Source organism: Paenibacillus agri (assembly GCF_013359945.1).
Classification (GTDB): domain Bacteria; phylum Bacillota; class Bacilli; order Paenibacillales; family Paenibacillaceae; genus Paenibacillus_AQ; species Paenibacillus_AQ agri.
Map to the genome: position 1 here is coordinate 24,668 of NZ_JABWCS010000210.1, position 25,070 is coordinate 49,737.

Annotated in this window: 21 protein-coding genes and 1 pseudogene; 6 read left to right on the plus strand and 16 right to left on the minus strand. The window is 51.5% G+C overall.

Features of this window, described 5'->3' with window-relative positions:
• Positions 1-72 precede the first annotated feature (72 nt).
• Together HPT30_RS14850 and HPT30_RS14855 are read left to right on the plus strand one after the other, a co-directional pair.
• Positions 73-1,113, plus strand: coding sequence for an LCP family protein (locus tag HPT30_RS14850; protein ID WP_066374453.1), 1,041 nt, complete (start codon positions 73-75; stop codon positions 1,111-1,113).
• 123 nt (positions 1,114-1,236) lie between these two features.
• Positions 1,237-2,556, plus strand: a complete 1,320-nt coding sequence (locus tag HPT30_RS14855; protein WP_175372140.1) for a glutamate-1-semialdehyde 2,1-aminomutase — start codon at positions 1,237-1,239, stop codon at positions 2,554-2,556.
• Between the two features lie 117 nt (positions 2,557-2,673).
• On the opposite strand, the gene HPT30_RS14860 is transcribed toward HPT30_RS14855, so the two are convergent.
• From HPT30_RS14860 to HPT30_RS14900, 9 genes are all read right to left on the minus strand, one after another.
• Entirely contained in the window at positions 2,674-3,300 is a 627-nt protein-coding gene (locus tag HPT30_RS14860) for a hypothetical protein (protein ID WP_175372141.1), read from the minus strand.
• 164 nt (positions 3,301-3,464) lie between these two features.
• On the minus strand, positions 3,465-4,016 hold the full coding sequence (gene def / locus HPT30_RS14865) for a peptide deformylase (protein ID WP_376767039.1): 552 nt from the start codon (positions 4,014-4,016) through the stop codon (positions 3,465-3,467).
• A 99-nt stretch (positions 4,017-4,115) separates the two neighbouring features.
• Entirely contained in the window at positions 4,116-5,408 is a 1,293-nt protein-coding gene (locus HPT30_RS14870; protein WP_175372143.1) for a stalk domain-containing protein, read from the minus strand.
• Between the two features lie 116 nt (positions 5,409-5,524).
• Complete coding sequence (locus tag HPT30_RS14875) at positions 5,525-5,809, minus strand: hypothetical protein (RefSeq protein WP_175372260.1); 285 nt, start codon at positions 5,807-5,809, stop codon at positions 5,525-5,527.
• 19 nt (positions 5,810-5,828) lie between these two features.
• Complete coding sequence (locus HPT30_RS14880; protein WP_175372261.1) at positions 5,829-6,713, minus strand: inositol monophosphatase family protein; 885 nt, start codon at positions 6,711-6,713, stop codon at positions 5,829-5,831.
• A gap of 181 nt (positions 6,714-6,894) precedes the next feature.
• A complete protein-coding gene (gene uvsE / locus HPT30_RS14885) occupies positions 6,895-7,902 on the minus strand; it encodes a UV DNA damage repair endonuclease UvsE (RefSeq protein WP_175372144.1) in 1,008 nt (335 codons plus the stop codon).
• Positions 7,899-8,216, minus strand: a complete 318-nt coding sequence (locus HPT30_RS14890; RefSeq protein ID WP_175372145.1) for a hypothetical protein — start codon at positions 8,214-8,216, stop codon at positions 7,899-7,901. Before HPT30_RS14890 ends, uvsE begins: the two co-directional genes overlap by 4 nt.
• A gap of 55 nt (positions 8,217-8,271) precedes the next feature.
• Positions 8,272-9,363 carry a D-alanine--D-alanine ligase gene (locus HPT30_RS14895; RefSeq protein WP_175372146.1) on the minus strand — a complete coding sequence of 364 codons (1,092 nt, stop codon included), beginning with the start codon at positions 9,361-9,363 and terminating at the stop codon, positions 8,272-8,274.
• A gap of 22 nt (positions 9,364-9,385) precedes the next feature.
• Positions 9,386-10,408 carry an amidase domain-containing protein gene (locus tag HPT30_RS14900; RefSeq protein WP_175372147.1) on the minus strand — a complete coding sequence of 341 codons (1,023 nt, stop codon included), beginning with the start codon at positions 10,406-10,408 and terminating at the stop codon, positions 9,386-9,388.
• 233 nt (positions 10,409-10,641) lie between these two features.
• Between HPT30_RS14900 and acnA the strand changes: the two genes are divergently transcribed.
• Positions 10,642-13,386: an aconitate hydratase AcnA gene (gene acnA, locus HPT30_RS14905; RefSeq protein ID WP_175372148.1), complete on the plus strand. Its 2,745-nt coding sequence runs from the start codon at positions 10,642-10,644 to the stop codon at positions 13,384-13,386.
• Between the two features lie 931 nt (positions 13,387-14,317).
• Here acnA and HPT30_RS30425 read toward each other — a convergent pair.
• Positions 14,318-14,446: a hypothetical protein gene (locus tag HPT30_RS30425; protein ID WP_281364498.1), complete on the minus strand. Its 129-nt coding sequence runs from the start codon at positions 14,444-14,446 to the stop codon at positions 14,318-14,320.
• Positions 14,447-14,517: 71 nt separating this feature from the next.
• Complete coding sequence (locus tag HPT30_RS14910) at positions 14,518-15,261, minus strand: IclR family transcriptional regulator (RefSeq protein WP_175372149.1); 744 nt, start codon at positions 15,259-15,261, stop codon at positions 14,518-14,520.
• A gap of 264 nt (positions 15,262-15,525) precedes the next feature.
• Here HPT30_RS14910 and HPT30_RS14915 point away from each other — a divergent pair, with 264 nt between their 5' ends.
• Together HPT30_RS14915 and HPT30_RS14920 are read left to right on the plus strand one after the other, a co-directional pair.
• Positions 15,526-16,566 (plus strand): alpha/beta hydrolase, encoded by a 1,041-nt coding sequence (locus tag HPT30_RS14915; RefSeq protein ID WP_175372150.1) that lies wholly within the window; start codon positions 15,526-15,528, stop codon positions 16,564-16,566.
• Between the two features lie 611 nt (positions 16,567-17,177).
• Positions 17,178-18,701 carry a Fe-Mn family superoxide dismutase gene (locus tag HPT30_RS14920; protein WP_175372151.1) on the plus strand — a complete coding sequence of 508 codons (1,524 nt, stop codon included), beginning with the start codon at positions 17,178-17,180 and terminating at the stop codon, positions 18,699-18,701.
• Positions 18,702-19,559: 858 nt separating this feature from the next.
• Here HPT30_RS14920 and folE read toward each other — a convergent pair.
• From folE to HPT30_RS14940, 4 genes and pseudogenes are all read right to left on the minus strand, one after another.
• Entirely contained in the window at positions 19,560-20,153 is a 594-nt protein-coding gene (gene folE / locus HPT30_RS14925) for a GTP cyclohydrolase I FolE (protein ID WP_066374474.1), read from the minus strand.
• A 54-nt stretch (positions 20,154-20,207) separates the two neighbouring features.
• Entirely contained in the window at positions 20,208-20,459 is a 252-nt protein-coding gene (locus tag HPT30_RS14930; protein ID WP_066374476.1) for a YneF family protein, read from the minus strand.
• Between the two features lie 125 nt (positions 20,460-20,584).
• Positions 20,585-21,757, minus strand: a pseudogene (queG, locus tag HPT30_RS14935) (tRNA epoxyqueuosine(34) reductase QueG); the annotation flags it as partial.
• Positions 21,758-22,006: 249 nt separating this feature from the next.
• Positions 22,007-22,426: a GNAT family N-acetyltransferase gene (locus HPT30_RS14940; RefSeq protein ID WP_066374477.1), complete on the minus strand. Its 420-nt coding sequence runs from the start codon at positions 22,424-22,426 to the stop codon at positions 22,007-22,009.
• Positions 22,427-22,873: 447 nt separating this feature from the next.
• Between HPT30_RS14940 and HPT30_RS14945 the strand changes: the two genes are divergently transcribed.
• Positions 22,874-23,482: a superoxide dismutase gene (locus tag HPT30_RS14945; protein WP_175372152.1), complete on the plus strand. Its 609-nt coding sequence runs from the start codon at positions 22,874-22,876 to the stop codon at positions 23,480-23,482.
• 307 nt (positions 23,483-23,789) lie between these two features.
• Here the strand turns inward: HPT30_RS14945 and mutY are convergent, their stop codons facing one another.
• Positions 23,790-25,058, minus strand: a complete 1,269-nt coding sequence (gene mutY, locus HPT30_RS14950; protein ID WP_175372153.1) for an A/G-specific adenine glycosylase — start codon at positions 25,056-25,058, stop codon at positions 23,790-23,792.
• Positions 25,059-25,070: the final 12 nt, after the last annotated feature.

The following is a 25,070-nucleotide window of genomic DNA, read 5'->3' on the forward strand; positions in this document are numbered from 1 at the left end:
ATTCCGAAATTGCGCGTATTCCCAAAAGAAATTATAATGTAGAGAATGTGAATGCGAAAGGAAGAACGAGAAATGCCACCAAGAAGGAAACGGCACGCAAAGGCCGGTAAAACTAAGAAACCACTGATTTGGACTCTGGCTATAATACTTCTTCTAATCATCGGCGTTGTTGTATATTATTTCACCTCCATCGCCAATGAACTTGGCAATCTCCAAAAGGACGGCGAGAATTCACCTTTCCAAAATGTGGAGACGGTTGATACCGACACGCCTGAGCCCCCTAAATGGGAGGGCACGGAACCTGTTAATATTCTGCTCATGGGTGTCGATGCCCGTGGGGTGAAGAAAGGCGAAGTCCCCCGTTCGGACACGATGCTTGTCGCATCTCTTGATCCGTTGAAGAAGAAGATCACTGTCTTCTCTATTCTCCGCGATACGTATGTAGCTATTCCGGATCATGGTAAGCAGCGTATCAATGCGGCGATTATTTATGGACCCAACACGGCAATGCAGACAGTAGGCGATCTGCTGGGCATCCCGATTCAATATTATGTCTATACGGACTTCCAGGGCTTTATTAAGCTGGTGGATGCGGTAGGCGGCGTGGATTACGACGTGGAGAAGGATATGGTCTACAAGACGATTGCCGACGGACCCGAATACGATATCGATCTCAAAAAGGGGTTCCAGCATCTGGACGGCAATATGGCCCTGCAGTACGTCCGCTTCCGTCATGATGCCACCTCCGATTTCACCCGGACCGAACGTCAGCGTGCCTTCCTGAAGGTCGTAGCCGACAAGCTGAAAAGCACCACCACACTCTTCAAGCTACCGTCCATCCTGTCAGATGTTAGTCCATATATCGACACCAATCTGACACTGACCGACATGGCGAAGCTGGCGAGCGTAGGTTACGATAGCAGCATTGGCGGCAGTGAGCAAATCCCGCCGATGAACCTGCTCAAGGAAGATGAGACCAGTAATGGATCGGCCGTCATTGGAATCAGCAGCAATAGCAAGCTCAAGAAATTTGTACAGGATACACTGAATGGTCCTGAGCCCTCTCCTTCACCGGAGGCCGGCACGAGCAGCAATGCTCCCGCAACCCCATAGTTCCGTAATGGACATGGAAGGCTATATAATAACCCCCAAGGCATGATCACAGACGGGCGAACAGCGGACATAAACGCTGCTCGCCCGTTCCCTTGCCTATGGAAGACGAAAGGATGATTATTCATGAACCGTTCCACATCAGAGCAACTTTATCAGGAAGCCCTTCAGCATATCGTAGGAGGCGTCAACAGTCCCTCCCGTTCCTTCAAAGCCGTCGGCGGAGGTGCCCCTGTATTCATGAAGCGGGCCAGCGGCGCGCATTTCTGGGATGAGGACAATAACCGCTACATAGATTATCTGGCTGCTTACGGTCCGATTATTACCGGCCACGCCCATCCCCATATCACCGCAGCCATCACTCAAGCTGCCGAGAACGGCATCCTTTACGGTACACCAACCCATCTGGAAATCAAGCTTGCTAAAATGCTTAAGGAAGCCATCCCTTCGATGGACAAAGTGCGGTTCGTCAATTCCGGCACCGAAGCCGTCATGACCACGATCCGCGTGGCTCGCGCCTATACGAAGCGCAATAAGATCATTAAGTTCGCCGGCTGCTATCACGGCCACTCCGATCTGGTGCTCGTTGCCGCCGGTTCCGGCCCTTCCACACTAGGTATCCCAGACAGCGCCGGCATTCCCGTCAGCCTGGCACAAGAAGTCATTACCGTTCCGTTCAATGACCTGGATGGACTGCGCGAGGCACTTGCCACCTGGGGCGACGATGTGGCCGCTGTTATGGTCGAACCGATTGTCGGCAATTTCGGTATGGTAATGCCGAAGCCAGGCTTCCTGGAAGGACTGTGCAAGCAGGCTCGTGACAATGGCTCGCTTGTCATCTACGATGAGGTAATCACGGCTTTCCGCTTCCATTACGGCTCCACTCAAACCTATGCCGGTCTCGATAACCATGAAGACATCACACCTGACTTGACGGCGCTCGGCAAAATCATCGGCGGCGGCCTGCCGATCGGTGCTTACGGTGGGCGCAAGCATGTCATGGAACAGGTAGCTCCACTCGGTCCTGCTTACCAAGCAGGGACGATGGCGGGGAATCCGGCTTCCATCTCTGCCGGTATTGCCTGTCTTGAGGTGTTAAGCGCAGAAGGCGTCTATGAAGAAATGGAGCGTCTTGCAATCACTCTGACCGAAGGGCTTCAGGCCTCGGCAGACCGTCACGGTATTCCACTGACGATCAACCGTATCCGCGGAGCATTCTCTACTCATTTTTGCAATCACCCGGTCACGGATTACGAAGAGGCCCAGGATACGGACGGAGAAATGTTCGCCAGCTTCTTCCGGCACATGCTGAACCGCGGCATCAATCTGGCACCGTCCAAGTATGAGGCGTGGTTCCTGACCACCGCGCATAGCGATGCAGATATCGCTGCCACCCTGGAAGCTGCTGAGGCCTCCTTTGCCGCCATGGCGGCGGGTGACCTGTAAATCACAGTTATATCATCAAAAGCCGCTGGGGACATATCGTTCCCCAGCGGCTTTTTCGGATCAAATAGTACCGTCCATTCCCCAGCCCGTCTGCTGCCTTATCATCCTCCAGGCTGATTAGACGGAGGGATAAAAATCCACCTGACGGTTCAAATTGATTTCCTTGATTTTATTTTCCAAAAACATAGCCTCCGGCACCAATGAGAACTCAATCCCGTTCAATTCCTTCGGCAGCGCAGGGATGACTACAAACTGGAGCTGGGCATGGGTCCCGCCACCTCTACTTCCATGTCTTTGTACTGTATACTCCCGCTCACCGATAATGGCCAAGGTCAGGTTAGGCTGGAGCTGCACATTTCCGGACTCTTTTTGACGATATTTAATCTCAACCGTAACAACGCTATAGCTTTCATACTGCATTGCATGGGTCAAGCTATAATCACAGTGATCTTGTGATGTTTTTTGCAAAATTGGCAGCACACCCACCACTTCTTCCTCTTCCGGCCAGAAGATGGGCTGTACCCTTTCATTCAACCCGCTCAGAATCATCGCAACCTGCTCCAATTCCAGTCCGAACTGCTTGGCGAAGACTTGCATCTGCTCGGGAGCCGGTACGGCTCTCTTCCCCCCAGCGAATTCCCTCCGCTGTTGCACCAGTCCCAGAATGTGCTCATCTATTGCTCTAACTTCCTCATTATAATGACTCGGAATCGTCCGAAATTCACCCCAGCCCATTGTTCCCATTATTACAGCCTCCTTGTCTCAGTTGTAATAATGACAGTATAGCATATAAACACCCAACATTTGGAATCTTATTCACCTCAAAAAATGGCCTTCAACCCCTGAAAGAGAGGACGAAAGCCATTCTTTTTACGCGTTTTTTTCAAAAAGAAGCCCGGTATGTCTGCCTACTCATACAAACTGTGGATCTCCACACCCTGCGGAAGCTTGAACGGGTTCTCTTTGTTAATCCGGTCATAGAACATGATGCCATCCAGATGATCTATCTCATGCTGAATGACGATTGCGTGATAGCCTTTGTAGCGAACAACGATCTCTTTGCCGCTGGCATCATAACCCTTGACCTTCACAGACTCATATCTCGGTACAAAGCCATGTACTGGACGATCTACCGACAAGCAGCCCTCACTCTCGGGCAAATACACCATCGCCATGGAGTGGCTGATGATCTTGGGATTCACCCAGACCTGCTCAACCATGCGCCCTTTCTCATCAGTGGCAAGCATCACGAACATCCGCTTGGACAATCCAATCTGATTGGCTGAAAGGCCTACACCAGGGCGAAGCTTGTATTTAGCCGCAAGTTCCGGATTCTGGCTGTTCTTCAGGAACTGCATCATGCATTGCAGCGCCTCACGATCAGCTTCCTGCAAGGGAAGCTCCACCTGCTGGGTCACCTCACGAAGTACCGGATCTCCTTCCCGAACAATATCGTCCATCCGAATGATATAGTCGGCAGTAAATTTTGAATTAGACAACAATTTCATCCACCTTTGCCTTACCGGTTTGATTTGTATATATAAGTACTGTATGCATCCTTACGGATTTATGAAAGCCGTCCGCAGCTTGCTGCTGTAATTCACGTCAAATCCAAGTCCAGTGGCTAACGCGCCCAATGGAAGATAGGTTTTGTCTTCCTTGCCAACCTTCTGGAGAAAAGCAGGGGTATCAATCGCAACATCCTGACCATTAACCTTAATCGTCTTCGAGCCAATCGTAACGACAACCGTTCTGTCACCGTATTGAATCGTTGCGCTTGATGTTTTGTTATCCCATTTGCCGGATGCGCCTACAGCATTCAGAATATCCTTCAGCGCCAGGAAGTTCTGACCGTTCTTAAGTATAGGCTTGTTGGGCGTATTCAATTCCACACCCTTCACAACAATATTCATAGGAGCAACTGTCGCTGCCGTAGCGACTGCCGTTGGTGTGCGGTATGCACCCCACTGCAGTTCTGCGAACACTGTAGCGATCTTCTCATATCCTAGCTGTGTCGGGTGAAAATCAGGTGTCTTGCCACTGATAATATAGGTTAATGAGAACTCTGCTCCGGCAAATTGCTCGGCAACATGAGCAACCAGCACCGGTGCTCCGCCTTGGCTGAATGTACCAGCCACAGCCTCAGCGGCAGATGTGAGGCGATCTGCTGCATTCATCAGCTTTGTGTAAGACTGGCCCACGGCAATCTTGGGCGCTGGCTGATATTGATCGGCAAGGAGAATCTTGGCCCCCGGATTGACCACCCGGATATTCTCCAGAATGACCTTCAGATTGGCACTATAATCAGCCAGCTTCTGATTAAGCTGTGTCTCAAAGTCCGCATCTGTCAGTTCTTTGACCTTCAAGAACAAGCTGCTTAAGTCATTTCCGCCGATTGTAATCGTGATAAGATTCGCTGCCGCGAGTTCCTTGGCCGCTTGCGGGATCCCCGCTGCGAAGGTAGCGATTCTGGGATCAGGAAGACCTTGCTGAATTGCGTCCGGTGTAGTGACCGTACCGGCTTTGAGCGCCTCTGTATAGTGACTCAGGCCGGAAGTCGTCAATCCGAGGATACCGTAATTGGCGAGCTCGCTCCGGCCATGGTACCAGCCCTGCTCCAGCAATCTCTCCGCAAATCCATAAGGCTTCGCGTTCAGGTCCGTCATTCCCGGCTCATATCCGGCCGTTATGGAATCTCCCAGTGCCACGATGCGGAAGGTCTCCGGTCCTTTTCCTTGCGCTGCAGCTGCCTCTCCTGCAGCTTGCACTGACCCGGGGACACCTATCCATAGCGATAACAGCAGTAGACTGCTCATACTAGCCGCTGTTATCTTCTTCCAAAATTTCAGCATCGTATTCCTCCCCATTTCGTTCTGACTCTATTCTACCATCCCGGATACCCATGCAAAAGAGCGGTCCTCCGTTAAACGAAGAACCGCTCTTTTGCATGAAGATAGCTATTCTATTACTATTCCTTGTCGGAGTTTGGACTCTGGCTTTTGGCGGAGTCATTCGCTGAACCAGATGGCTCTCCAGCACGCTCCATATACTTATCATAACGGTCATCCAATTCTTGGCCGATCTTGCGATAACGCCGCGTCTCCTCCACAATGGGGTCCAGCGTCGTCTGGATACGAATCTCATACTTGGGCGAGATTTGCCGTAGCTCCTTAGCAGAGCGGTCGGTCTGCTCCATCTCGCCATCTTCCAGCAGCTCACTCAGCTTGCGTTCCAAATCATCGTTGCCGCTCATGGTCATAATGGATTCCTCCCTATGGCTGATATCCTGTAGCTTCCCCAGCTTTCAGCGAAGCAATCAGCGCATCATGAATACGGCCATTGCTCGCCACAACATGGCGGGTGCCAATATCATAAGCACTCCCACGAGTATCTGTGACCTTGCCACCAGATTCCAATACAAGCAGAACACCGGCCGCACAATCCCAAGGGTTAAGCCCCACTTCCCAGTAAGCGTCGACTCTGCCAGCCGCCACGTAGGCAAGATGCAGCGCCGCTGAGCCACCGGCGCGTATGCCCCTGATCTGCGGCAGCAGCTGCTGCAGACCGGCCATGTTCGCCGGCTGCGCGAACTCGCGATCCGGCGGGAAGCCCATGGCTAGCAGGCTGCCAGCCAGTTCATTTTCCGTCGAAACGGAAGCACGAATACCGTGAATATATGCACCCTTACCTTTTTCAGCGACAAACATTTCATCACGGGTCGGATCATAAATAACACCAACGGTCAATTCTCCCCGAACGACGAGTGCAATCGACACACAGTAAAAAGGAAAGCCGTGGACAAAGTTAGTGGTTCCATCCACTGGATCCACAATCCACAAATATTCATGCTCACGCGCTTCTTCAAGAGCGGCAGCTGCTGCGGCGGCACCCGGCTCTACCCCTTCCTCGCCAAGGATGGCATGGTCAGGATAATGAGTCAGGATCAGCCTGCGGATCATCTGCTCTACGCCCTTATCCACTTCTGTAACCAGATCCTGCGCAGAGGTTTTGGTGCCAAGCTCTTTTACCTGACCCTGTCTGCTTTTGATCCATTCCCCTGCCTTGGCGGCAGCATTAATGGCTACGGCCGTGTGTCCCTTGCTGGTTACGACATAGGGTTCCCGTTCATTTCGGCTATTAGGATTTATAGGGTTCATCATTTCACTCCGCTTTCTTGAACATAATCGTCATTTCCGGGCCGGAGCCCTTGCAAAAAAATACAGATAACGGCAAGGGATTTCCCGGGCATTTGGTTTTATCCAACGTACCCTATTTCCGGAGACTTATCAAGTCATGGGCAGGCCTCTGTTCCGGCTATATCACGCGGTTTATCACTGTTTATGGTTCAATATTAACGCTGGCCCCGTCTAATACAGTTATTCTATGGTCAGCCTTCGCCGCTTCCTTCATTGATTCCATCAGCCCAAAAAGCGCACCGTCCTTCAGCTTGGCCTCAATCATCACATCTACGGCAGGCGTATCCTCTGCAATGCGCTGCAGGAAAGCCAGCAGTGGCACAGGCTCTACCCCGTCGGCATGACTGCGGGGATCAGAGGGGCTGCGAGGACTCGACACATGAATTTTTGGCGGCAAATGCTCCCCGGGAAGTACATCCTTCAAAGCAAGCGGTGTCTGCCACGTCTTCAGAATTTCAGGCCACAGCTCCCACGGAAGTTCCCCTTCATTGTTCACCCACTGATGATGAATATCCAGCACCATCGGAAGTCCGAGATGCTGGCAGACTGCCAGTGTCTCCGGGGCATTGAAGGTCTTGTCGTCATTCTCCAGCGTGACACGTTCTTGTAGTTCCAATGGAAGCTCCCGGAAATGATCTTCAAACCGCGCTGCCGACGTAGGCTTGTCCCCATAGGCTCCGCCGATGTGGATGTTGTTCTTGGCCGTTGCCGGCAGCCCCATCGCACGCAGCATATCAGTATGATGCTGGAGATCCCGGATGGAATTCACCAGCACCTCTGGCCGCGGCGTACTGAGCACCGTGAAATGATCGGGGTGAAACGATACCCTCATGCCGTGTCTTTTCACATAATCGCCCACTTCAGCGAAATCATCCGCGAGCGCCGCCAGCGGCTTCCAGTCCTGGAGATCGGGATGCGTTGCCAGCGGGACCAGCTTCGAGGTCATCCGGTATACTTTGATATCAGAGCCAGTGTTATGTTTCAGCAGACGCAGCGTGTTGTGCAAATTCGTTCGAGTCAGGCTCTCCAAGCGGGCAAGTGCCGCCTCGCGATCTTCCAGCTTTTTGAATGAAGCCATCGTCATCGTCTTGGAAGGTGAACAATCGGGAATAACCGTGGACATCGCCACATAACCAAACCTTACAATCATTTCTCTTCCCCGAAAAACATCTCATAAGCTAGAGCAGTCTGCACCCTTGATTCTTCCTCATTCAGTTTGCGGATGAGATCCATCTCCACCGCTGTTACCTCATGTCCCTGAAAATTGATCTCGGCGATGGACGCCGAAATTTTGACGATCGCTACAGCAACATTCTCTGGAGTGTAGGCGATGACCTTTTGCCCGGTCGGATAGACGCGAAATCCTTGCTTTACCATCTTAGTGCGGCCGTACTCCAGCAGCTCATACAATTCCTGTTCGCTTTTGAATTTGCATACCGAATTGAACTCTGATTGAAAGCCCATCCTTCTCTCTCCTCTCTGGCCGGGATGATCCCGCCTGACGCCTTGTCATAGTGTATTATTCGTTGTCGTATTTCAGGTTTTGCTTGAAATTGTAGCGTTCCAGCGCCAGCTCGATCATACGGTCCAGCAGCGCTCTATAGGATACGCCAGTCTCACGCCACAGTAGTGGATACATGCTGTAAGGAGTGAAGCCTGGCATCGTGTTCACTTCATTAATCATAATTTTGCCGTCAGATCTGCGCACGAAGAAGTCCGCCCGCGTAATTCCACTTCCTTCAATAGCCTTGAAAGCCACCAGCGCCGATTCTCTTAGCCGGTCTGCAATATCGGGTTCAACCGGAGCCGGAATCAGCATTTGTGACTTGCCGTCAATGTATTTGGCCGCGTAATCATAATATTCACCAGAGGAAACAATTTCACCCGGAACGGAGGCTTCAGGCTCTTCGTTACCCAGCACACCAACCTCGAGCTCACGTGCATCCACGAATTCTTCAATAATGACCTTCGTATCATACCGGAAAGCATACTCGACAGCCTTAACCAGACTTTCTTGGTCTTCTGCTTTGGAAATGCCCACGCTGGACCCCAGGTTGGCCGGCTTAACGAACACAGGGTAGCCAAGTTTATCCTCCACATTCACGATTAGCTCATGACTTCTGTGTTTCCACGAGCTAGCGTTAAAGTAGCAGTACTCACACTGATCCAGTCCGGCTTCAGCGAACAGCTTCTTCATTACGACCTTATCCATACCCGCCGCCGAGGCCAAAACTCCAGCCCCGATATAAGGAATGTTCGCAATTTCGAACAAGCCTTGAATGGTACCATCTTCTCCATAAGTGCCGTGCAGCATCGGGAACATCACATCAACCGCTGACACCTCACTGGAAAGACCGCTGAATATGGCATTCATCGCAGTTCCTGAATCAGAAGACGCCTCAGCAAGCTTAAGCTGCTCAATCTGTGCGAATGGCGCTGTCAGCGTCTCGCCCACCTTCCACAATCCCTGCTTCGTAATATAAAAAGGCAGAATCTCGTATTTATCGTAATCAAAAGCATTCATGACTGCAAAAGCCGTCTGCAGCGACACCTCATGCTCACCGGATTTGCCGCCGTATACCAGACCTACGGTCAATTTTGCATTCCCCATACTCCAATAACCTCTTTCCGAATTATAAATAGTCATTAATATGAAAAAAACGGTAGGCCGTCTTGTCGGTCCACGCATAGGAATCGCGATAATCCCAATAGCGATGGCGGCTGCTGACCGTACGTGCATTCACCAGCGGCATGCCGCCTGCATCAAGCGCGGTGACGAACGTGCTGTGCTGGTAATGGCCGTCGCCATCCCAATCGTAGAAGATGACATCTCCCGGCTGAAGCTGCTCTGCCCGCTCTACTGCTTCAGCACGCAGACCGCTGCTGCGGCTGGCACTCAAATAACGTTGCAGGCTGTCCGACACAGCCCAGCTGAAGCTCCACCACTCCTGGCTTCCATTGTAACCTTTGTACCACCAGCCCGTTTCTCTTTTACCAGTATAGTTGAAAGGCGCTCCCCCTGCAAAGAGACATTGGGAGACATAATTGGTGCAATCCACTTCGAAGTTGGTGTATTCCGGGTTCCCTTCTTTCCACCAACGATCGGCGTATGCTACAGCTGCCTCGCGGTTGTAACGGATCTCTTTGGAGCCGGAATTTCCCCCTAATATATTCTTGTTCAGAAGCGGCTGCGAGGGCTGTGGGGCAGGCAGAACCTCTCCCCATTTGGAGACTCTCCCGTCCGCTTCAGGTTCGATGTAGCGTTTGGCACTCCTCTCTGGAATTCTCCGCTCCACTGCGGCAATCTCCCAGCTCCCGCCCTGAACAAAAATCAAGCGTTCCGATTCTACTGCATCTTCACGATGCCTCATGCCGCCTTTCTCATAATAAAGCGCACGATGCAGAACTACCTCTGCAATAACCTCACTCGGAGATTGATGTACAACATTTAATGTCTTGACTCCCGTCTCTCCACGCAGTGGCGTGATGCCTCTGCCGGCATACCACTCCCCCAGCCTGCGGGAGCGCTCCTCCTGCTGTATCCGAAAGCGCGGATCTCTCACCACAGAAAAACGCGGTACAGCCCCCGGTTCCACCCTGTCTTTGTTCAATTGATCCACATATTCATACAGACTTCGTTTCCAATCCTGCTCCATTCTACTCCCGCCCCTTCTCCCCTGTTTAGCTGCTGTCCTATGTATATGAAGGAAAGTGCGCTGCTATACAGATGCAATCCATTTTGGATATGATTACGGGGTGGAGAAAACGGGCGGTATTCCCATCAAAAAGGAGCAAAAAAAACTTTACTCCCCTCCTTGTAAACGTTATACTTAAAGGAGATGCAATATATGAAATGGAGTTTCAACAGATGAAACAAGGAGGCGCATTTATGCCAAGCAAGGATCATTTTTCGCTAGCCCGTACTCTGGAGTCGGGCGGCAAAACGTATCGCTACTACGACCTTAATTCCCTTGAACAACAAGGACTGGGTGCCATTTCCTCCCTGCCCTTTTCCATCAAAGTATTGCTTGAGGCTGCAGTTCGTCAATTCGACGGACGGGCGATCACGGAAGAGCATGTAAAGCAGCTGGCCGGCTGGGCTGGCGGTATTGACCGAAACAAAGAAATTCCTTTTATCCCTGCTCGGATCGTACTGCAGGACTTCACCGGTGTACCGGTAGTCGTAGACCTGGCAGCCATGCGGGATACTGTTAAAAAAGCAGGCGGCGATCCCAAGAAGATCAATCCGCTCGTACCGGTAGACCTGGTTATTGACCACTCTGTCATGGTCGATGCCTTCGGTACATCCGATGCCCTGGAATACAATATGAACGTTGAATTCGAGCGTAATGAAGAGCGCTATCGCTTCCTGCGCTGGGCGCAGACAGCCTTCAACAATTTCCGTGCGGTTCCGCCTGCAACGGGTATTGTCCACCAGGTGAATCTGGAGTATCTGGCTTCTGTCGCCGCTACGAAGACCCAAGATGGCGAAACCGTAGTTTATCCGGACTCTCTTGTAGGAACAGACTCCCACACTACCATGATCAATGGTCTTGGCGTAGTCGGCTGGGGCGTCGGCGGTATCGAGGCCGAAGCAGGTATGCTGGGCCAACCGCTTTATTTTGTTACACCAGATGTTGTGGGCTTTAAGCTTACCGGTAGCCTCGTAGAAGGTGCTACTGCCACTGACCTGGCTTTGACCGTAACTGAGATGCTGCGTAAAAAAGGCGTAGTCGGCAAATTCGTAGAATTCTACGGCCCTGGCCTGGCGAACATCAGTCTGGCAGACCGTGCTACGGTAGCTAACATGGCTCCTGAATACGGCGCAACGATCGGTTTCTTCCCTGTCGATGAAGAGACACTGGCTTACCTCCGCAGCACCGGCCGTCCTGACGACCTGGTGTCATTGGTGGAATCCTACTATAAAGCACAAGGCATGTTCCGTACCGCAGAAACACCAGACCCGCAGTTCAGCGATGTTATCGAATTGGATCTGGCTTCGGTTGTACCAAGCTTGGCGGGACCAAAACGTCCGCAGGACCGTGTGGAACTTACGAATATGAAAGAAAGCTTTGAAGGCATTATCCGCACACCTGTAAATAAGGGTGGATATGGCCTCAGCGACGAGAAAATCAATCAGGTTGTTGAAATAGAGCACAAGAACGGCTCGACTAGCAAGCTGCGCACCGGTGCAGTTGTAATTGCAGCAATCACGAGCTGTACGAACACCTCCAACCCAAGCGTTATGCTGGGTGCAGGTCTATTGGCGAAGAAAGCCGTGGAGCGCGGTCTTACTAAGCCGGGATACGTTAAGAGCAGCTTGACCCCAGGCTCGCTGGTAGTTACAGAGTACCTGGAGAAAGCAGATCTGCTGAAACCGCTGGAATCTCTCGGCTTCTACGTAGCTGGATATGGCTGTGCTACTTGTATCGGTAACTCTGGCCCACTGCCAGATGAAGTCAGCGAAGCTATTAACGACAACGACATGACGGTAGCTGCTGTAATTTCGGGTAACCGGAACTTTGAAGGCCGTGTCCATGCGCAGGTCAAAGCCAACTATCTGGCTTCCCCGCCGCTAGTTGTCGCTTACGCGCTGGCAGGTACTGTTGACATTGATCTGCAGAATGAGCCACTCGGATACGATCCACAAGGCGAGCCTGTCTTCCTGAAGGATATCTGGCCTACTTCCGCGGAAATCAAAGAAGCGATCGGCCTCTCCTTGAGCCCGGAAATGTTCCGTCGTAAATACGAAAATGTATTTACCGCAAATGAACGTTGGAATTCGATTCCAGTTCCAGAAGGCGAACTGTACGAGTGGGACGATAACTCCACCTACATCCAGAACCCGCCGTTCTTCGAGAATCTGGCCGATGGCCTTGGTGATATCGATAATATTAACAACGCACGCGTTCTGGCGCTGCTGGGAGACTCTGTTACAACAGACCATATCTCTCCAGCAGGTAACATCTCTACGAACGGTCCGGCAGGCGAGTACCTGCGCGACCACGGCGTAGAGCGTGCAGACTTCAACTCCTACGGCTCACGCCGCGGTAACCATGAAGTGATGATGCGCGGTACCTTCGCCAACATTCGTATTCGTAACGCTGTGGCTCCAGGTACAGAGGGCGGGGTAACCACCTTCCTGCCAAGCGAGGAAATAATGTCTATCTATGACGCTTCCATGCTGTATCAGTCCGCAGGTCAGAATCTCGTTGTTATCGCCGGAAAAGAGTACGGCACAGGCAGCTCCCGCGACTGGGCCGCTAAAGGAACCCTGCTGCTGGGCGTCAAAGCCGTCATTGCCGAGAGCTTTGAGCGGATTCACCGCAGCAACCTGGTCGGCATGGGCGTTCTGCCGCTGCAATTCCAGGAAGGTCATGGCTGGAGCAGCCTGGGCCTGACCGGACGCGAGACCTTCAACATTAACGGTCTAGACAACAATGTGCTGCCTAGCCAAGAATTGACCGTCACGGCTACCCGCGAAGACGGAACCCACTTCGAGTTCCCTGTCATCGCACGTCTCGACAGTACCGTTGATATCGACTACTACCGCAATGGCGGTATTCTGCAGACTGTACTCCGCCAGATGCTGGCCGATGCTACAACTACAGATAACGCCCTTCCGGTTGAATAACCTGAAATTTTAACAAAAGGATGTCCACAGAGCCATAGGCGCTGAGGGCATCCTTTTTTTTGCATGGTTGGATGTAAAGAGATGGGGGTTGGGGTTGGGGTTGGGGTTGGGGTTGGGGTTGGGGTTGGGGTTGGGGTTGGGGTTGGGGTTGGGGTTGGGGTTGGGGTTCCGTCGTTCGTAGTTCATGGATCTTGGTTAGTGGACCGTGCTCGTGGCTCCGTGATTATGTGGTTATGTGGTTCCATAGTTCGTGGATCGTGGTTAGTGAAACCGTAGCTCGTGGTTCCGTGGTTCTGTGCTTCTGTGGTTATGTTGTTCCATAGTTCGTGGATCGTGGCTAGTGGATCGTGGCTAGTGGCTAGTGGATCGTGGCTAGTGGAACGTAGCTCGTGGTTCGAAAATAACGACATTTCTGAACTTAATTAAGAACACATATAAAAAGGATCGCAGTGTAATTAACGGCATTTTTGTACCTTAAATCCTCTGCAGCTAAGGGTTAGTGGAGATTAAGTGCAATATTGTACTTTAAATCTTCCAGAATACCTTGTTCAGCGTGCTTTTCTCGAAAATAAGATACAATAATGCCCTTATTTGATTTATTTTCCTATATTAAAGGAAAATAAGCTACAAAAATGCTGTTAGTTGGGGAGATGGCCCCTCTTTTTCAATGTTAGATGATTGGTGAAGGGGAAATTCACCGCTTCTTGTGGTTGAAATCTGTCAACAGTCTATGTTCCGGTGCTAGCTTTCCTATGGAAAGCTTTCAGGCAAGCGCTTTGCTCCTACAGTTCCAAACTTCCCCATTCGCTTATCTTCGTTTTGGTTAATTTCTTTTGTTCGGCTTGTATACTTTCTGCTTTCTGCTTTCCAAACCGAAGGTAGTTGCTCATAAGAGAAAAAAGGTTGTTCCAAAACACTTGGAACAACCTTTTCATGTACTGCCGCGGATATCGGACGCGGCAGACTGCAGTGCCTGGGCCAGCCGCAGTGCAATAAGGCTGGCCCGAGCTTTAGATGCTGGCCAGCTCTGTGATGCTGGCCGTGCCTGTACGGGCAGCATGCCAGCTTCGCGCTGCCAGCCGCCTCCGGGGGCGCGGCTAGCAGCGCAGGGCTTGATGCTGCCGCCCGTGCTTACGGCAGCATCAAGCCCATCTCAGCCGCCGTCTCATGGAGGACGGCGGCATACGCCAGCAGCGTCTCCTGGGAGAGACGGCTGACTGGCCCGGACACGGACAGCGCGGCCACGACAGTGCCGCTGCGTCCCACCACTGGCACGGCTACCGCCGCCGCGCCAGGCTCGCGCTCCTCGAAGCTCGTCGCGTAGCCCAGCTTCATAATCTCCTGGAGCTGATGCTTATAGGCATCGCGCTCCACATAGTCGGGCCAGCCGGGGCCCTCCAGCAACGACTGCAGCACCTCCGGCGGCGCATAAGCCGCCAGCACCTTACTGGAAGCTCCGACCGACAGCGGCAGTCGAGCACCAATCTGCGCCACCCGGCGGATAGCCTGCTGGCTTTGTACAGCCTGAATGCGCACACGCTCCAGTCCATCGCGCAGGTACAAGCTGACGGTCTCGCCCAGCCGGTCGCGCAGCCGCTCCATAGCCGGCAGCAGCAGAGCTGCCGACTCATCGTAAGCTGGCAGATGCGTCGACAGCTCCCAGACTCGAATGCCTAGACGGTATTTCTCCGTCGCCGCATTGCGAGTCAGGAAGCCTTTTTCCTCCAACGTTGTTAACAGCCGATGCACCGTACTTTTATGTAGACCAATCTGCCCGGCAATCTCCGTCAACCCGAGCTCGTTGTCCTTCGTAAAACACAATAATATATCAAGCGCCCGTTCTACAGCGCGTACCGTCAGTTTACGGTCCTCCACCCTGATCTCCCCTTTTGTTTCATCAAATGAAACTCGGTTACATTATTAAATATAATCAATTCTATCTTAGAGCAAATCCCTGCGGAAATCCAGCACATTCGGCACACGGAAAAGGCTGGGCTCCACTTTACAGTTGCATTACAAAACCGTTGATTTCATTGACTTTGATAAGTCATGATCATACGATATATATAAGTAGAAAGACGCTAATACGTAAGACTTTTCACACTTGTATCTGTCAAAAAGATTAGGAGGGTGACCATCATGGATTTGGCTACAACTCGCACCGGTACGCCGGTCTCCCGCCAGCCTATAGAACGCAAGCCTGATACGCCGCCGCCATTGTCCCTGGGCATGATTCGCTTCAAGCATATCATTGTAGCATTGCTGCTTTCGGTATTCTTCTTTTTCGTGTTCTGCTTCATCTCTCTGCATGGCTATATTGCCTGGGTGTTGTCCAACCCAACAGTTGCCCCCCTCTATTCCAACCCTTCAATTGCCAAGGGTCTCAAGTATGAGGATGTGACCTTCCCGGCATTGGACGGCAGTCGCACTATGCAAGGCTGGTACATTCCCGCTGAAGGATCTACGAAGACTATCGTATTTAGCCATGGCTATGGCGCCAATCGCGAGGAATCCTGGGTGCCGATGTATGATCTTGCGCATTACGCCCATCGCCTGAATTTTAATGTCGTAATGTTCGATTATGGTTTTGCTTCACAGATCAATAAGGATATCGCTACAGGTGGCAAAAAAGAATCTCAGCAGCTGCTAGGTGCCATCCAATTCGCTAAGGAGAAAGGCGCGCAGCAGATTGTCGTCTGGGGCTTCTCCATGGGTGCTGGAACCGCGCTTCAGGCAGGACTAGTCACCAAGGATGTAGATGCCATGATTCTCGACAGCACCTTCCTGCTGGAACCGGACACGCTGTACCATAATATCAAACAAAACATCGATCTGCCGCGTCAGCCCTCTCTGGAAATTATGGAGCTATTGTTCCCGTTGCTTAACGGAACTGGGCTGAATCAGATTCCATACGCCAAGGTAAAATCAGAGGATTATCCATTCCCGATCCTGTTCATGCACGGAACCAAGGATGACAAGGCGCCTTATCCAATTGCCGAGGAGCTTGCAGCAAACCAGAGCAACCCTTACTCTGAATCCTGGATTGTAGAGGGCAGCCATCATGAACTATTGTTCCGGGAGCATCCGCGCGAATATTTGCGCCGGGTCTCTGCATTCCTGGGTAATGTACAGCTGGCAGAAGCGAAAGAAATCGAGCAGTCCACCGCCGTAAAACCTTAGCTACTACCATAGATCAAAATATTCCCAGCGTTCTCATACGTCTGCTTCATAGCATTAATATTTCATAGTATATTCCACTCAAGATATTAATCTTCTGTAATTCTTCTACAAAAGACACACAAGTCTCCTTCCGGATATGCAGAAATGTTGCCGGCTGGGGGCTTTTCTTTTCTGCGGGGCCAGCCGCAAGCCACCCGTATTATTATAGACCTACCATTTTGCAGGATACTTAAATTCTGTGGTACAAGAAAGGTAGCTCAATCTATATCCGCTCAAATTAGTTCAGCTCTGAACAATTCAGAACAATTCAGATCAATTTAGATTAATTCAGCCCGCCTCCATCCAAACTGCCTGCCTCTTACCATCCCTCTACCTTTTCCTCGAAGCTATTCCTCGTTGCTGTTCTCCAAAACCCTTCTCTAAAGCTTTTCCTTAAAGCTCTTCTATAGGCAGTTCTCCAAGCTGTTCTCTAAGCTTATTCCCAACCCATTTTCTAAAGTCCCCCTGTTTGCTTCCTTAATATTTTTGCCGCCTCACCAAGCTCATAAGCCATCTGTTCTGCTCATATAAATGTATTTGTGAAGTCATATCACGGGAGGTTTGAACAAGTAATGCTATATGTATACGGACCGATGCTGCCAGTACGCATTCTGGAAGAAATCGTATTTTGGAAGACTCAGGAGAAGGAGCATACCGAGGTTATCAAGGCCATCGTTCCCAATCTTGAACAGCCCTATGTGAAACTGCTGGATGAATGGGCTGTTGTTTTCGGAGCTACCGAGGAAGCTGCCAGGCATCTATTGGAGTCTGCCCTTTCTGCCCCGGCTCATGGGGATCAATGGGCTCTGATCAACGAGACTGAACAGCTACTACGTGTAGCCAGCGCACAGTCTACCGAGTTCATAAGACAGCTATATGCCATCATGGAGGGCAGTGCTGCGGTCAAGGCCGTGCCGCTGGCAACCATCGTCCTGCTGCATATCATCCGCGAATCGGAATACTTCCTGGCCGTCCTGCAGACATTGAATACGCCGGGGCAGTTGGGGGGACTGATGCGCGAGTATGCGCTGAGCGGCTTGTCAGATCCGGAGGAGCGGTCTGCAGAACAGAATTACGTTTCGGGAAATAACTATACAGCAGAACAGGGTGCGTTTGTGCCGAGCGAATTAACAGATTCGGAGGAAAGACCAAGAGAACAGGATTATGCTGCGGGAAATGGCTATACAGTGGAACAGGGCGAGTATGCGCTGGGCGACTTAGCAGATTCGGAGCAACACCCCCGAGAACAGGACTATACCGTGGAAAATGACTATACAGTGGAACAGGGCGAGTATGTGCTGGGCGACTTAGCCAATTCAGAACAACGGTCAGCAGAGCAGGATTTTGCGGCGAAAAATAGCTATACAGCGGAACAAAGTCACCTTGTAGAACAGGATTATACGACGGAACAAGGTTATTTTCTAGAACAGGATGGTCCATATTTGCTACAAGAGTCACGCGAACTATCTGCTGTTCCGATTGGCGGCCACCGTCTGCCACCTCTGCCTTATGCATACAACGCGCTAGAACCCTATATTGACGAGAAAACGATGCGCATTCACCACGACAAGCACCATCAAAGCTACGTGGATGGCCTGAACACTGCCGAAATCAAGCTAGCCGAGGCCCGTAAAAGCGGTAATTTCGACCTGGTGAAGCATTGGGAACGGGAGCTCGCCTTTAACGGGGCTGGACACTACCTGCACACCATCTTCTGGAACGAAATGTCGCCGCAGGGTGGCGGACGTCCAACCGGACCTTTACTGGATGCCATTGAGCAAAGCTTTGGTAGCTACGACAGCTTCAAGCAGCAGTTCAGCGAAGCGGCGAACAAGGTAGAGGGTGGTGGATGGGCGATTCTGGTATGGAGTCCGCGTAGCCACAGACTGGAGATTTTAACCGCTGAGAAGCACCAAAATCTATCTCAATGGGATGTCATTCCGCTGCTCGCTCTGGATGTATGGGAGCATGCATACTATCTGAAGCACCAAAATAAGCGTGCCGACTATATCAAGGATTGGTGGAACGTGGTGAACTGGCCTTACGTATCCGAGCGCTACAATGCAGCCAGCAAGCTGGCTTGGCAGCCTTATTAAGGAATACGGGTGACTTTATCTTAATCTGTTTTGGAGAGCGAGATACCCATGTTCAATTCAAATCTGCTAGATTGCTTCACATGATGCTTCACTCTCTTCAGAATAAAAACAAATAACAACATTTTTGTACCTTAATTGGGATCAAAACGCACTTTATGAGCAATTAGAGGCAAAATTGTACCTTAAAATGGATAGATATGCCTCTAGAAAGGACCACATGTAAAATTAAGGTACAAAAATGCACTTAATTACCAATAAATCGAATTCCCCCATGAAATAAGATACAAATTTGCACTTATTTCAAAATTTTCGCTAAAAATCCGACCTATATCGATATCCCAGAGCGATTTATGAAAAGCAGCATTCAGCACGCAGAGTCTTCTTTAAGAGGGGCGCTACTCGACTCTTTATACAGTTCGGCGTGCTACCCTTGCTTAGGTCTATACAGTTCGGCGTGCTACCCTTGCTTAGGTCTATACAGTTCGGCGTGCTACCCTTGCTTAGGTCTATACAGTTCGGCGCGCTAGCCTTGCTTAGGTCTTTACGCTGGTCGCAGCATGTCTCTGCTTAAGTCGCGGCCCGACCTCTGACCGATACTTTCGTCAACGCGCTTCCTGCACAGATTTCGCCATGGACAGACCATCCTATTTTCCTAGCTCCTAGCTACAATGGTGGCTTCGCTCTCCCTTAGTTGGACCTTTACCAGCTAGATCATGCGTGCCTTTAAGCCCCCTACTGCTACCTTGGCATCCACTGACACCACCTTCACACCTAGATAGTACGTACCTCTAGGCACGCCAACGAACAAAAAAAGGACCTGCCCGCCATCGGAATGGCTGGTAGGTCCTTTTTGCTGTATTATTCCTTGATCAATGCGAGAAACTCAGCACGGGCCGCGGCGTCCTCACGGAAGGTTCCCCGTGTTGCCATCGTTACCGTCTTGCTTCCCGGCTTCTTCACACCCCGGGCACACATGCACAGATGTTCACCCTCCACCACAACCATCACGCCGTGGGGATTCAGCACCTCTGTCATAATGTCCGCGATCTGTGCTGTAATGCGTTCCTGCACCTGCAAGCGGCGGCTGACGGCTTCAACGAGCCGGGCCAGCTTGCTAAGTCCTGCTATTCTCCCGCTCGGCACATATCCAATATGCACTTTACCGAAGAAAGGGGCCATGTGATGCTCACACTGGCTGTAATAGACGATATCTTTGACGATGACGAGCTCTTCATGTGACTCGTCAAAGCTAACGCCGAGCGCCTCACGGGGATCCACTGAGTATCCGCCGAAGATCTCCTCATACATCCGTGTAACACGCGCCGGGGTTTCCAGCAAACCCTCACGGGCCGTATCTTCCCCGATTAATTCCAATATTTTCTCAACGTGATACTCTATTTGTTCACGGTGTTTCGATACATTGCTGTTTACGTAGTCCTTGATGCCCCCCATGCACAACCTCTCCCTTCCGCACCCGCGCGAAAATCTATCTATACCGGACTTCGGTTATCTGCCCTTGCGATTTCCGCCTCTGCCAGGAGCAGGGCGTCCCGCCTGCGGGTTATTGCCCTTCATCATCTGCTGAGCCCGCTGCATTTGCTTGCTATTCAGATTGTACCCCATTTGTTTGGCTACCTTTTGCAACATTTCCGGATCATTCTGCATCGTTGTCATTTGTCTGCGCAGATAGTATACACCGATGAAGAATCCACCGATCAGACCTACGACTAACGTAATAATTGGTAATGCAATATTCATCCCAAGTCCACCTCTATTGCTTTTGTCTACGCCACTAGGCACGCGAGTCTATCATAGCATTTCAACAAGTGGACAGCAATTGGAAAAATCCATATTTACGTCTCATCTTCACGTTGTTCCAGTCCACCCTGCAGCTTCTCCTGGGCCCGGCCCAGCATCTCAAGCACCGTCTCATGCTGCTCAGTCTCCAGCGCCTGATTCACAGCCGCCAGCGCCTCTTCCCCGCCAATGCGCGACAGCGCCCAGGCGGCGGTTCCGCGCATCTCCGGCCGCGGCTCCCGCAGCAGAATCTCACACAGCTTCGGAACAGCTGCGGTCTCCTTGAAGTTCCCTAGCGCGATGATCGCGTTGCGCTGCATCGGCTTCTTGCCCCGCCACGCCGCTGAGCTACTGCCGAATTTCTCCTTGAACTCTCTGTTAGTGAGATCCAGAATCGGCATGAGAAGCGGCTTAACAACCTCGGGATCAGGCTGGAGCTGCGGACGGTGGTTCCAGTTCTTGCCGCGGTTTTTCGGACAGACGATCTGACACGTATCACAACCGTAGAGCCGGTTTCCGATCTTGGTCATGTAGTCATCGCTCAGGAAGCCCTTAGTTTGTGTCAGAAAAGAAATGCAGGCCTGTGCGTTGAGCTGGCCAGGGCCAACAAGCGCTCCAGTAGGACAAGCATCAATACATTTTGTGCATTCCCCGCACCCTTCCTGTACCGGTTCATCTGGAGGGAAGGGAATATTCGTGACCATCTCTCCAAGAAAAATCCACGACCCCCACTTCGGCGAGATAATCGAGCAGTTTTTCCCGCTGAAGCCGATTCCGGCGCGCTCCGCCACCGCGCGATCCACCAGCACGCCGGTATCGACCATGCTATCCATTACGGCATCCGGTACCCGCGCACGGATGAATTCTTCGAGATTCGCCAGCGCTTCTCGCAACACGTGGTGGTAATCTTGTCCCCAAGAGGCGCGGGCCAGGATGCCCCGGCGAGCACCCGGCTCCGACTTTGGCGGGTTCTCCATTTTGGAAGGATACGCAACTGAAATGGAAATAATCGATTCCGGCTTATCGCCAGATTGCAGGGCCGGAATCGTTCTTTTATCAAGATCAGGCTCTTCGAACCCGGACTCGAAGCCCTTCTCCCGGTGCTGCTGAAGTATATTTTTCAAGTAGAGAAAAGGCTCTGCGGTGGTGAACCCCACATCGTCAATTCCAAGTGATGACGCGGCCTCCTTGATCTCTGCCTTAAGCTCTTCCCACTTGGAGGGCGGTGGAGCATATGAGGTTTCAGGCATTCTGTGCATATCCGCATCCTCCTTTGATCTATTTTTAAAAAAGGCGCTGCTGTCCCCTATTATCGACAAAATTCTTGGTACCAGGGTCCGGCAACATTCGTAATCATTCGCGCCTTCAGACCATTATAACAATAGAAAAGCATATCTCCCAGTCCTTTGCAAAGGACCCTCGAAGATATGCTTCAGTATAATGAAACAACTATCGTTCTCTATTCTAGAAAAATGTTTCCGCTTACGTAGTAGCCGAAATCAAGCCGATTAACCGACAATACTCAGCTTCCGTACGGATTTGAAGATTTGATTCTCACCATAGCCCATAGCTTCATACAATGGCAACGCAAACGAATTATGCTCGTCCACAGCTACAAAAATACCGCTGACTTTGCGTGCCTGAAACCGGTGCTCCATAGCCGTTACCAAACTTCTGCCGACTCCTCTACGGCGATAATCGGGATGTACAGCTATACGGAAATAACAGCCGTGATTCTTCTCGATCGTGCCAATAAGAGCGCCCACAATCTCTCCTTCGTCTTCAGCAACTACAATGAGATCGGAATCCCATGAAAGCTGTCTGGAGAAAGGCTCAATGGTGTTCTCAAAACACTCATCCGATAGCGCGGTCTGCAGCAGTTCAGTTACTGGGCTTACGTCGCTTAATTGAAAGGAACGAACGTGCATTCTTTAAAATCTCCCTTTTCTATGGCTTATGATTTTACAAAAAGAAGGAGTTCCCATAACAGTGTGGAGACGAAAAAAGCAACAAAAACCGAGGAATACCTGCTTTTAAATCTATTAAAGCACATATTTCTCGCTATATCATCACTTTTCTTTTGAAAGCGCTTGATTTGAAGCGTTTACAAAGTATTAGTTTACATTACTTCTTTATTAAGGAAATAAATCATGAATAAAGAGCGCATCACTGCGGAATCCTATTCCTTTGACACAGCGTTTACAATTGAAAAATGGGATGTTCAAACGCGGATACTTTGTAAACATTTTTGTTTATTTAGTATTGCATTATTGTTCCAGATGCTGTTTAATGATAGTAGTTAGACGGGTACATATCCCCATAGGTTATATTGGGATAACCTATAAAAAACAACTAATATCAGGAGGGATTTTTCCATGGCATTTCAATTACCGGCACTTCCTTACGCGAACAACGCACTCGAACCACACATCGACGCTTTGACGATGGAGATTCACCACGACCGGCACCATAACACTTATGTGACGAACCTGAACGCCGCACTGGAAAAGGCACCTGAACTGGAAGGCAAAAGCATCGAAGAGCTTCTGACCGACCTGAACGCTATTCCTGAAGGCATCCGTACTGCTGTTCGCAACAATGGCGGTGGACATGCTAACCATACTTTGTTCTGGGAAGTTATCGGACCAAACGGCGGTGGCGCACCAACTGGCGCACTAGCTTCCGCAATCGACAGCGAGCTTGGCGGTTTCGACAAGTTCAAAGAAGATTTCGCAGCAGCAGCAACTACCCGCTTCGGCAGCGGCTGGGCTTGGCTTGTTGTAAAAGACGGCAAGCTGGCAGTTACAAGCACGCCTAACCAAGACAACCCGATCAGCGAAGGTGCAACTCCAATCCTCGGTCTGGATGTATGGGAGCATGCTTACTACCTGAACTACCAAAACAAACGCCCAGATTATATCAAAGCGTTCTGGAACGTAGTTAACTGGGAAGAAGTTGGCAAACGCTACGAAAGCGCTAAGTAAGACGCTTTGACTTCGCTGCCTTTTGAACGGCAGCATCCGTTTTCTACTATATAAACAGCAAAAGAAGGTATCTCCTTCGGCTTCAGGGCCAGGGAGATACCTTCTTTGTGTTGATATTCGGTAATTAATAATGTGCTATCCGCAAACAAACTAATGGCAACAGGCTGCGGATGGCCGATCTGTTGCCATTATGGCTGAGTGAATAGGCGGCCAGGTCGAGACGGATCGGGCTGTTCGCATTTGAGCGGCTAAACTTCTCGACCTGACTTGGTAAGCAGGGTCAGGCATCTTTATATCCTGCCTATCACTACTCTTGTCCCGCCTGCTCCTGCTCATCAAAATAGCTATTAAGCAGCTTCAGGAACACGTTCGGAAAAGCATAATTCGCCATGTCCGCACGGTTGATCCAGCGGACTGCCCCCCGGTCAGCGGGATCGCCGCTGCCGTCGTCAAACAGCTCCACAGGTGCGCTGCCATCCGGCAGCAGCGCACCACCCGCAGCGGCTTCTGCAGCTGCGGCGCCGTACACCGCCCTGCCCTCTGCGGCGAGCGGCAGGGCCTCTTCCTCCCTGCAGCGGTACACCTGCAGGGTCCACACGATATGGCTGAACACGTGTTCCGCAGCCATCCAGTGCCCTTCCGGCCGGGCAGAGATCCCGGCCGACTGCAGGGACCGGCGCAGCCGGTCCTGCGCCGCGGCCTCCGGCAGCGGCGTGCGGGGTGCGCCGCCCTCCGCAGGCGGCGCAGGCCAGTGCGGCAGCTCCCACATGCGGGCGAGAAGCCCGCTGGATGGCCGCTGCCGGATCAGCACCCGGCCCGCGTGGGCACCGCGGCCCTCCACCAGAGCCGCCAGCCGCTCTTCCGGGCGCGGCGGCTTGGCCTTGGTCTTCACGGGCAGCTCGGTCTCGCAGCCCGCTAGACGCCCTGCGCAATGTTCCATCACCGGGCAGGTAAGACAGCGCGGGGATTTCGGGGTGCAGACCAGTGCGCCCAGCTCCATGAGCGCCTGGTTGAAGCTGGAGGCTTCTCCTTCCGGAATCAGCTCTCTGACCAGTCCCTCCATTTTCACCCGTGTAGGTCCTTTAGCAATATCGTCCCGAATCAGGAAATAACGTGACAACACACGCATCACATTGCCGTCGACAGCCGGCTCCGGCCGGTTAAAGGCAATACTAAGAATTGCCCCTGCTGTATAAGGACCTACACCCTTCAGACCGAACACTGCATCACGGTCGTCTGGCACTTGTCCGCCATACAGCTCCTTCACCTGTTTAGCCGCATGCTGGATATTGCGGGCACGGGAATAATACCCGAGTCCCTCCCAGCATTTCAGCACATCTTCTTCGGGCGCATCGGCCAGCGATTCCACCGTCGGAAACCGCTCGATAAAACGGTGGAAATAAGGAATCACCGTATCGACCCGTGTCTGCTGCAGCATGATCTCAGAAATCCAGATATAATACGGATTGCGGTGACGGCGCCACGGCAGATCCCGTTTTTCCCTCTGATACCACTCCAGCAAATGGCGGCTGAAAAATACCTTAGCCTCTTGCTGTTGTTGCTCCTGCTGTATCATCTTCTATTCCCC

Coding starts and splice junctions, on each gene's coding strand:
- HPT30_RS14850 (WP_066374453.1), top strand. CDS start 73: ATGCCACCAAGAAGGAAACGGCACGCAAAGGCCGGTAAAACTAAGAAA.
- HPT30_RS14855 (WP_175372140.1), top strand. CDS start 1,237: ATGAACCGTTCCACATCAGAGCAACTTTATCAGGAAGCCCTTCAGCAT.
- HPT30_RS14860 (WP_175372141.1), bottom strand. CDS start 3,300: ATGGGAACAATGGGCTGGGGTGAATTTCGGACGATTCCGAGTCATTAT.
- def (WP_376767039.1), bottom strand. CDS start 4,016: ATGGACGATATTGTTCGGGAAGGAGATCCGGTACTTCGTGAGGTGACC.
- HPT30_RS14870 (WP_175372143.1), bottom strand. CDS start 5,408: ATGCTGAAATTTTGGAAGAAGATAACAGCGGCTAGTATGAGCAGTCTA.
- HPT30_RS14875 (WP_175372260.1), bottom strand. CDS start 5,809: ATGAGCGGCAACGATGATTTGGAACGCAAGCTGAGTGAGCTGCTGGAA.
- HPT30_RS14880 (WP_175372261.1), bottom strand. CDS start 6,713: ATGAACCCTATAAATCCTAATAGCCGAAATGAACGGGAACCCTATGTC.
- uvsE (WP_175372144.1), bottom strand. CDS start 7,902: ATGATTGTAAGGTTTGGTTATGTGGCGATGTCCACGGTTATTCCCGAT.
- HPT30_RS14890 (WP_175372145.1), bottom strand. CDS start 8,216: ATGGGCTTTCAATCAGAGTTCAATTCGGTATGCAAATTCAAAAGCGAA.
- HPT30_RS14895 (WP_175372146.1), bottom strand. CDS start 9,363: ATGGGGAATGCAAAATTGACCGTAGGTCTGGTATACGGCGGCAAATCC.
- HPT30_RS14900 (WP_175372147.1), bottom strand. CDS start 10,408: ATGGAGCAGGATTGGAAACGAAGTCTGTATGAATATGTGGATCAATTG.
- acnA (WP_175372148.1), top strand. CDS start 10,642: ATGCCAAGCAAGGATCATTTTTCGCTAGCCCGTACTCTGGAGTCGGGC.
- HPT30_RS30425 (WP_281364498.1), bottom strand. CDS start 14,446: ATGCTGCCCGTACAGGCACGGCCAGCATCACAGAGCTGGCCAGCATCT.
- HPT30_RS14915 (WP_175372150.1), top strand. CDS start 15,526: ATGGATTTGGCTACAACTCGCACCGGTACGCCGGTCTCCCGCCAGCCT.
- HPT30_RS14920 (WP_175372151.1), top strand. CDS start 17,178: ATGCTATATGTATACGGACCGATGCTGCCAGTACGCATTCTGGAAGAA.
- folE (WP_066374474.1), bottom strand. CDS start 20,153: ATGGGGGGCATCAAGGACTACGTAAACAGCAATGTATCGAAACACCGT.
- HPT30_RS14930 (WP_066374476.1), bottom strand. CDS start 20,459: ATGAATATTGCATTACCAATTATTACGTTAGTCGTAGGTCTGATCGGT.
- HPT30_RS14940 (WP_066374477.1), bottom strand. CDS start 22,426: ATGCACGTTCGTTCCTTTCAATTAAGCGACGTAAGCCCAGTAACTGAA.
- HPT30_RS14945 (WP_175372152.1), top strand. CDS start 22,874: ATGGCATTTCAATTACCGGCACTTCCTTACGCGAACAACGCACTCGAA.
- mutY (WP_175372153.1), bottom strand. CDS start 25,058: ATGATACAGCAGGAGCAACAACAGCAAGAGGCTAAGGTATTTTTCAGC.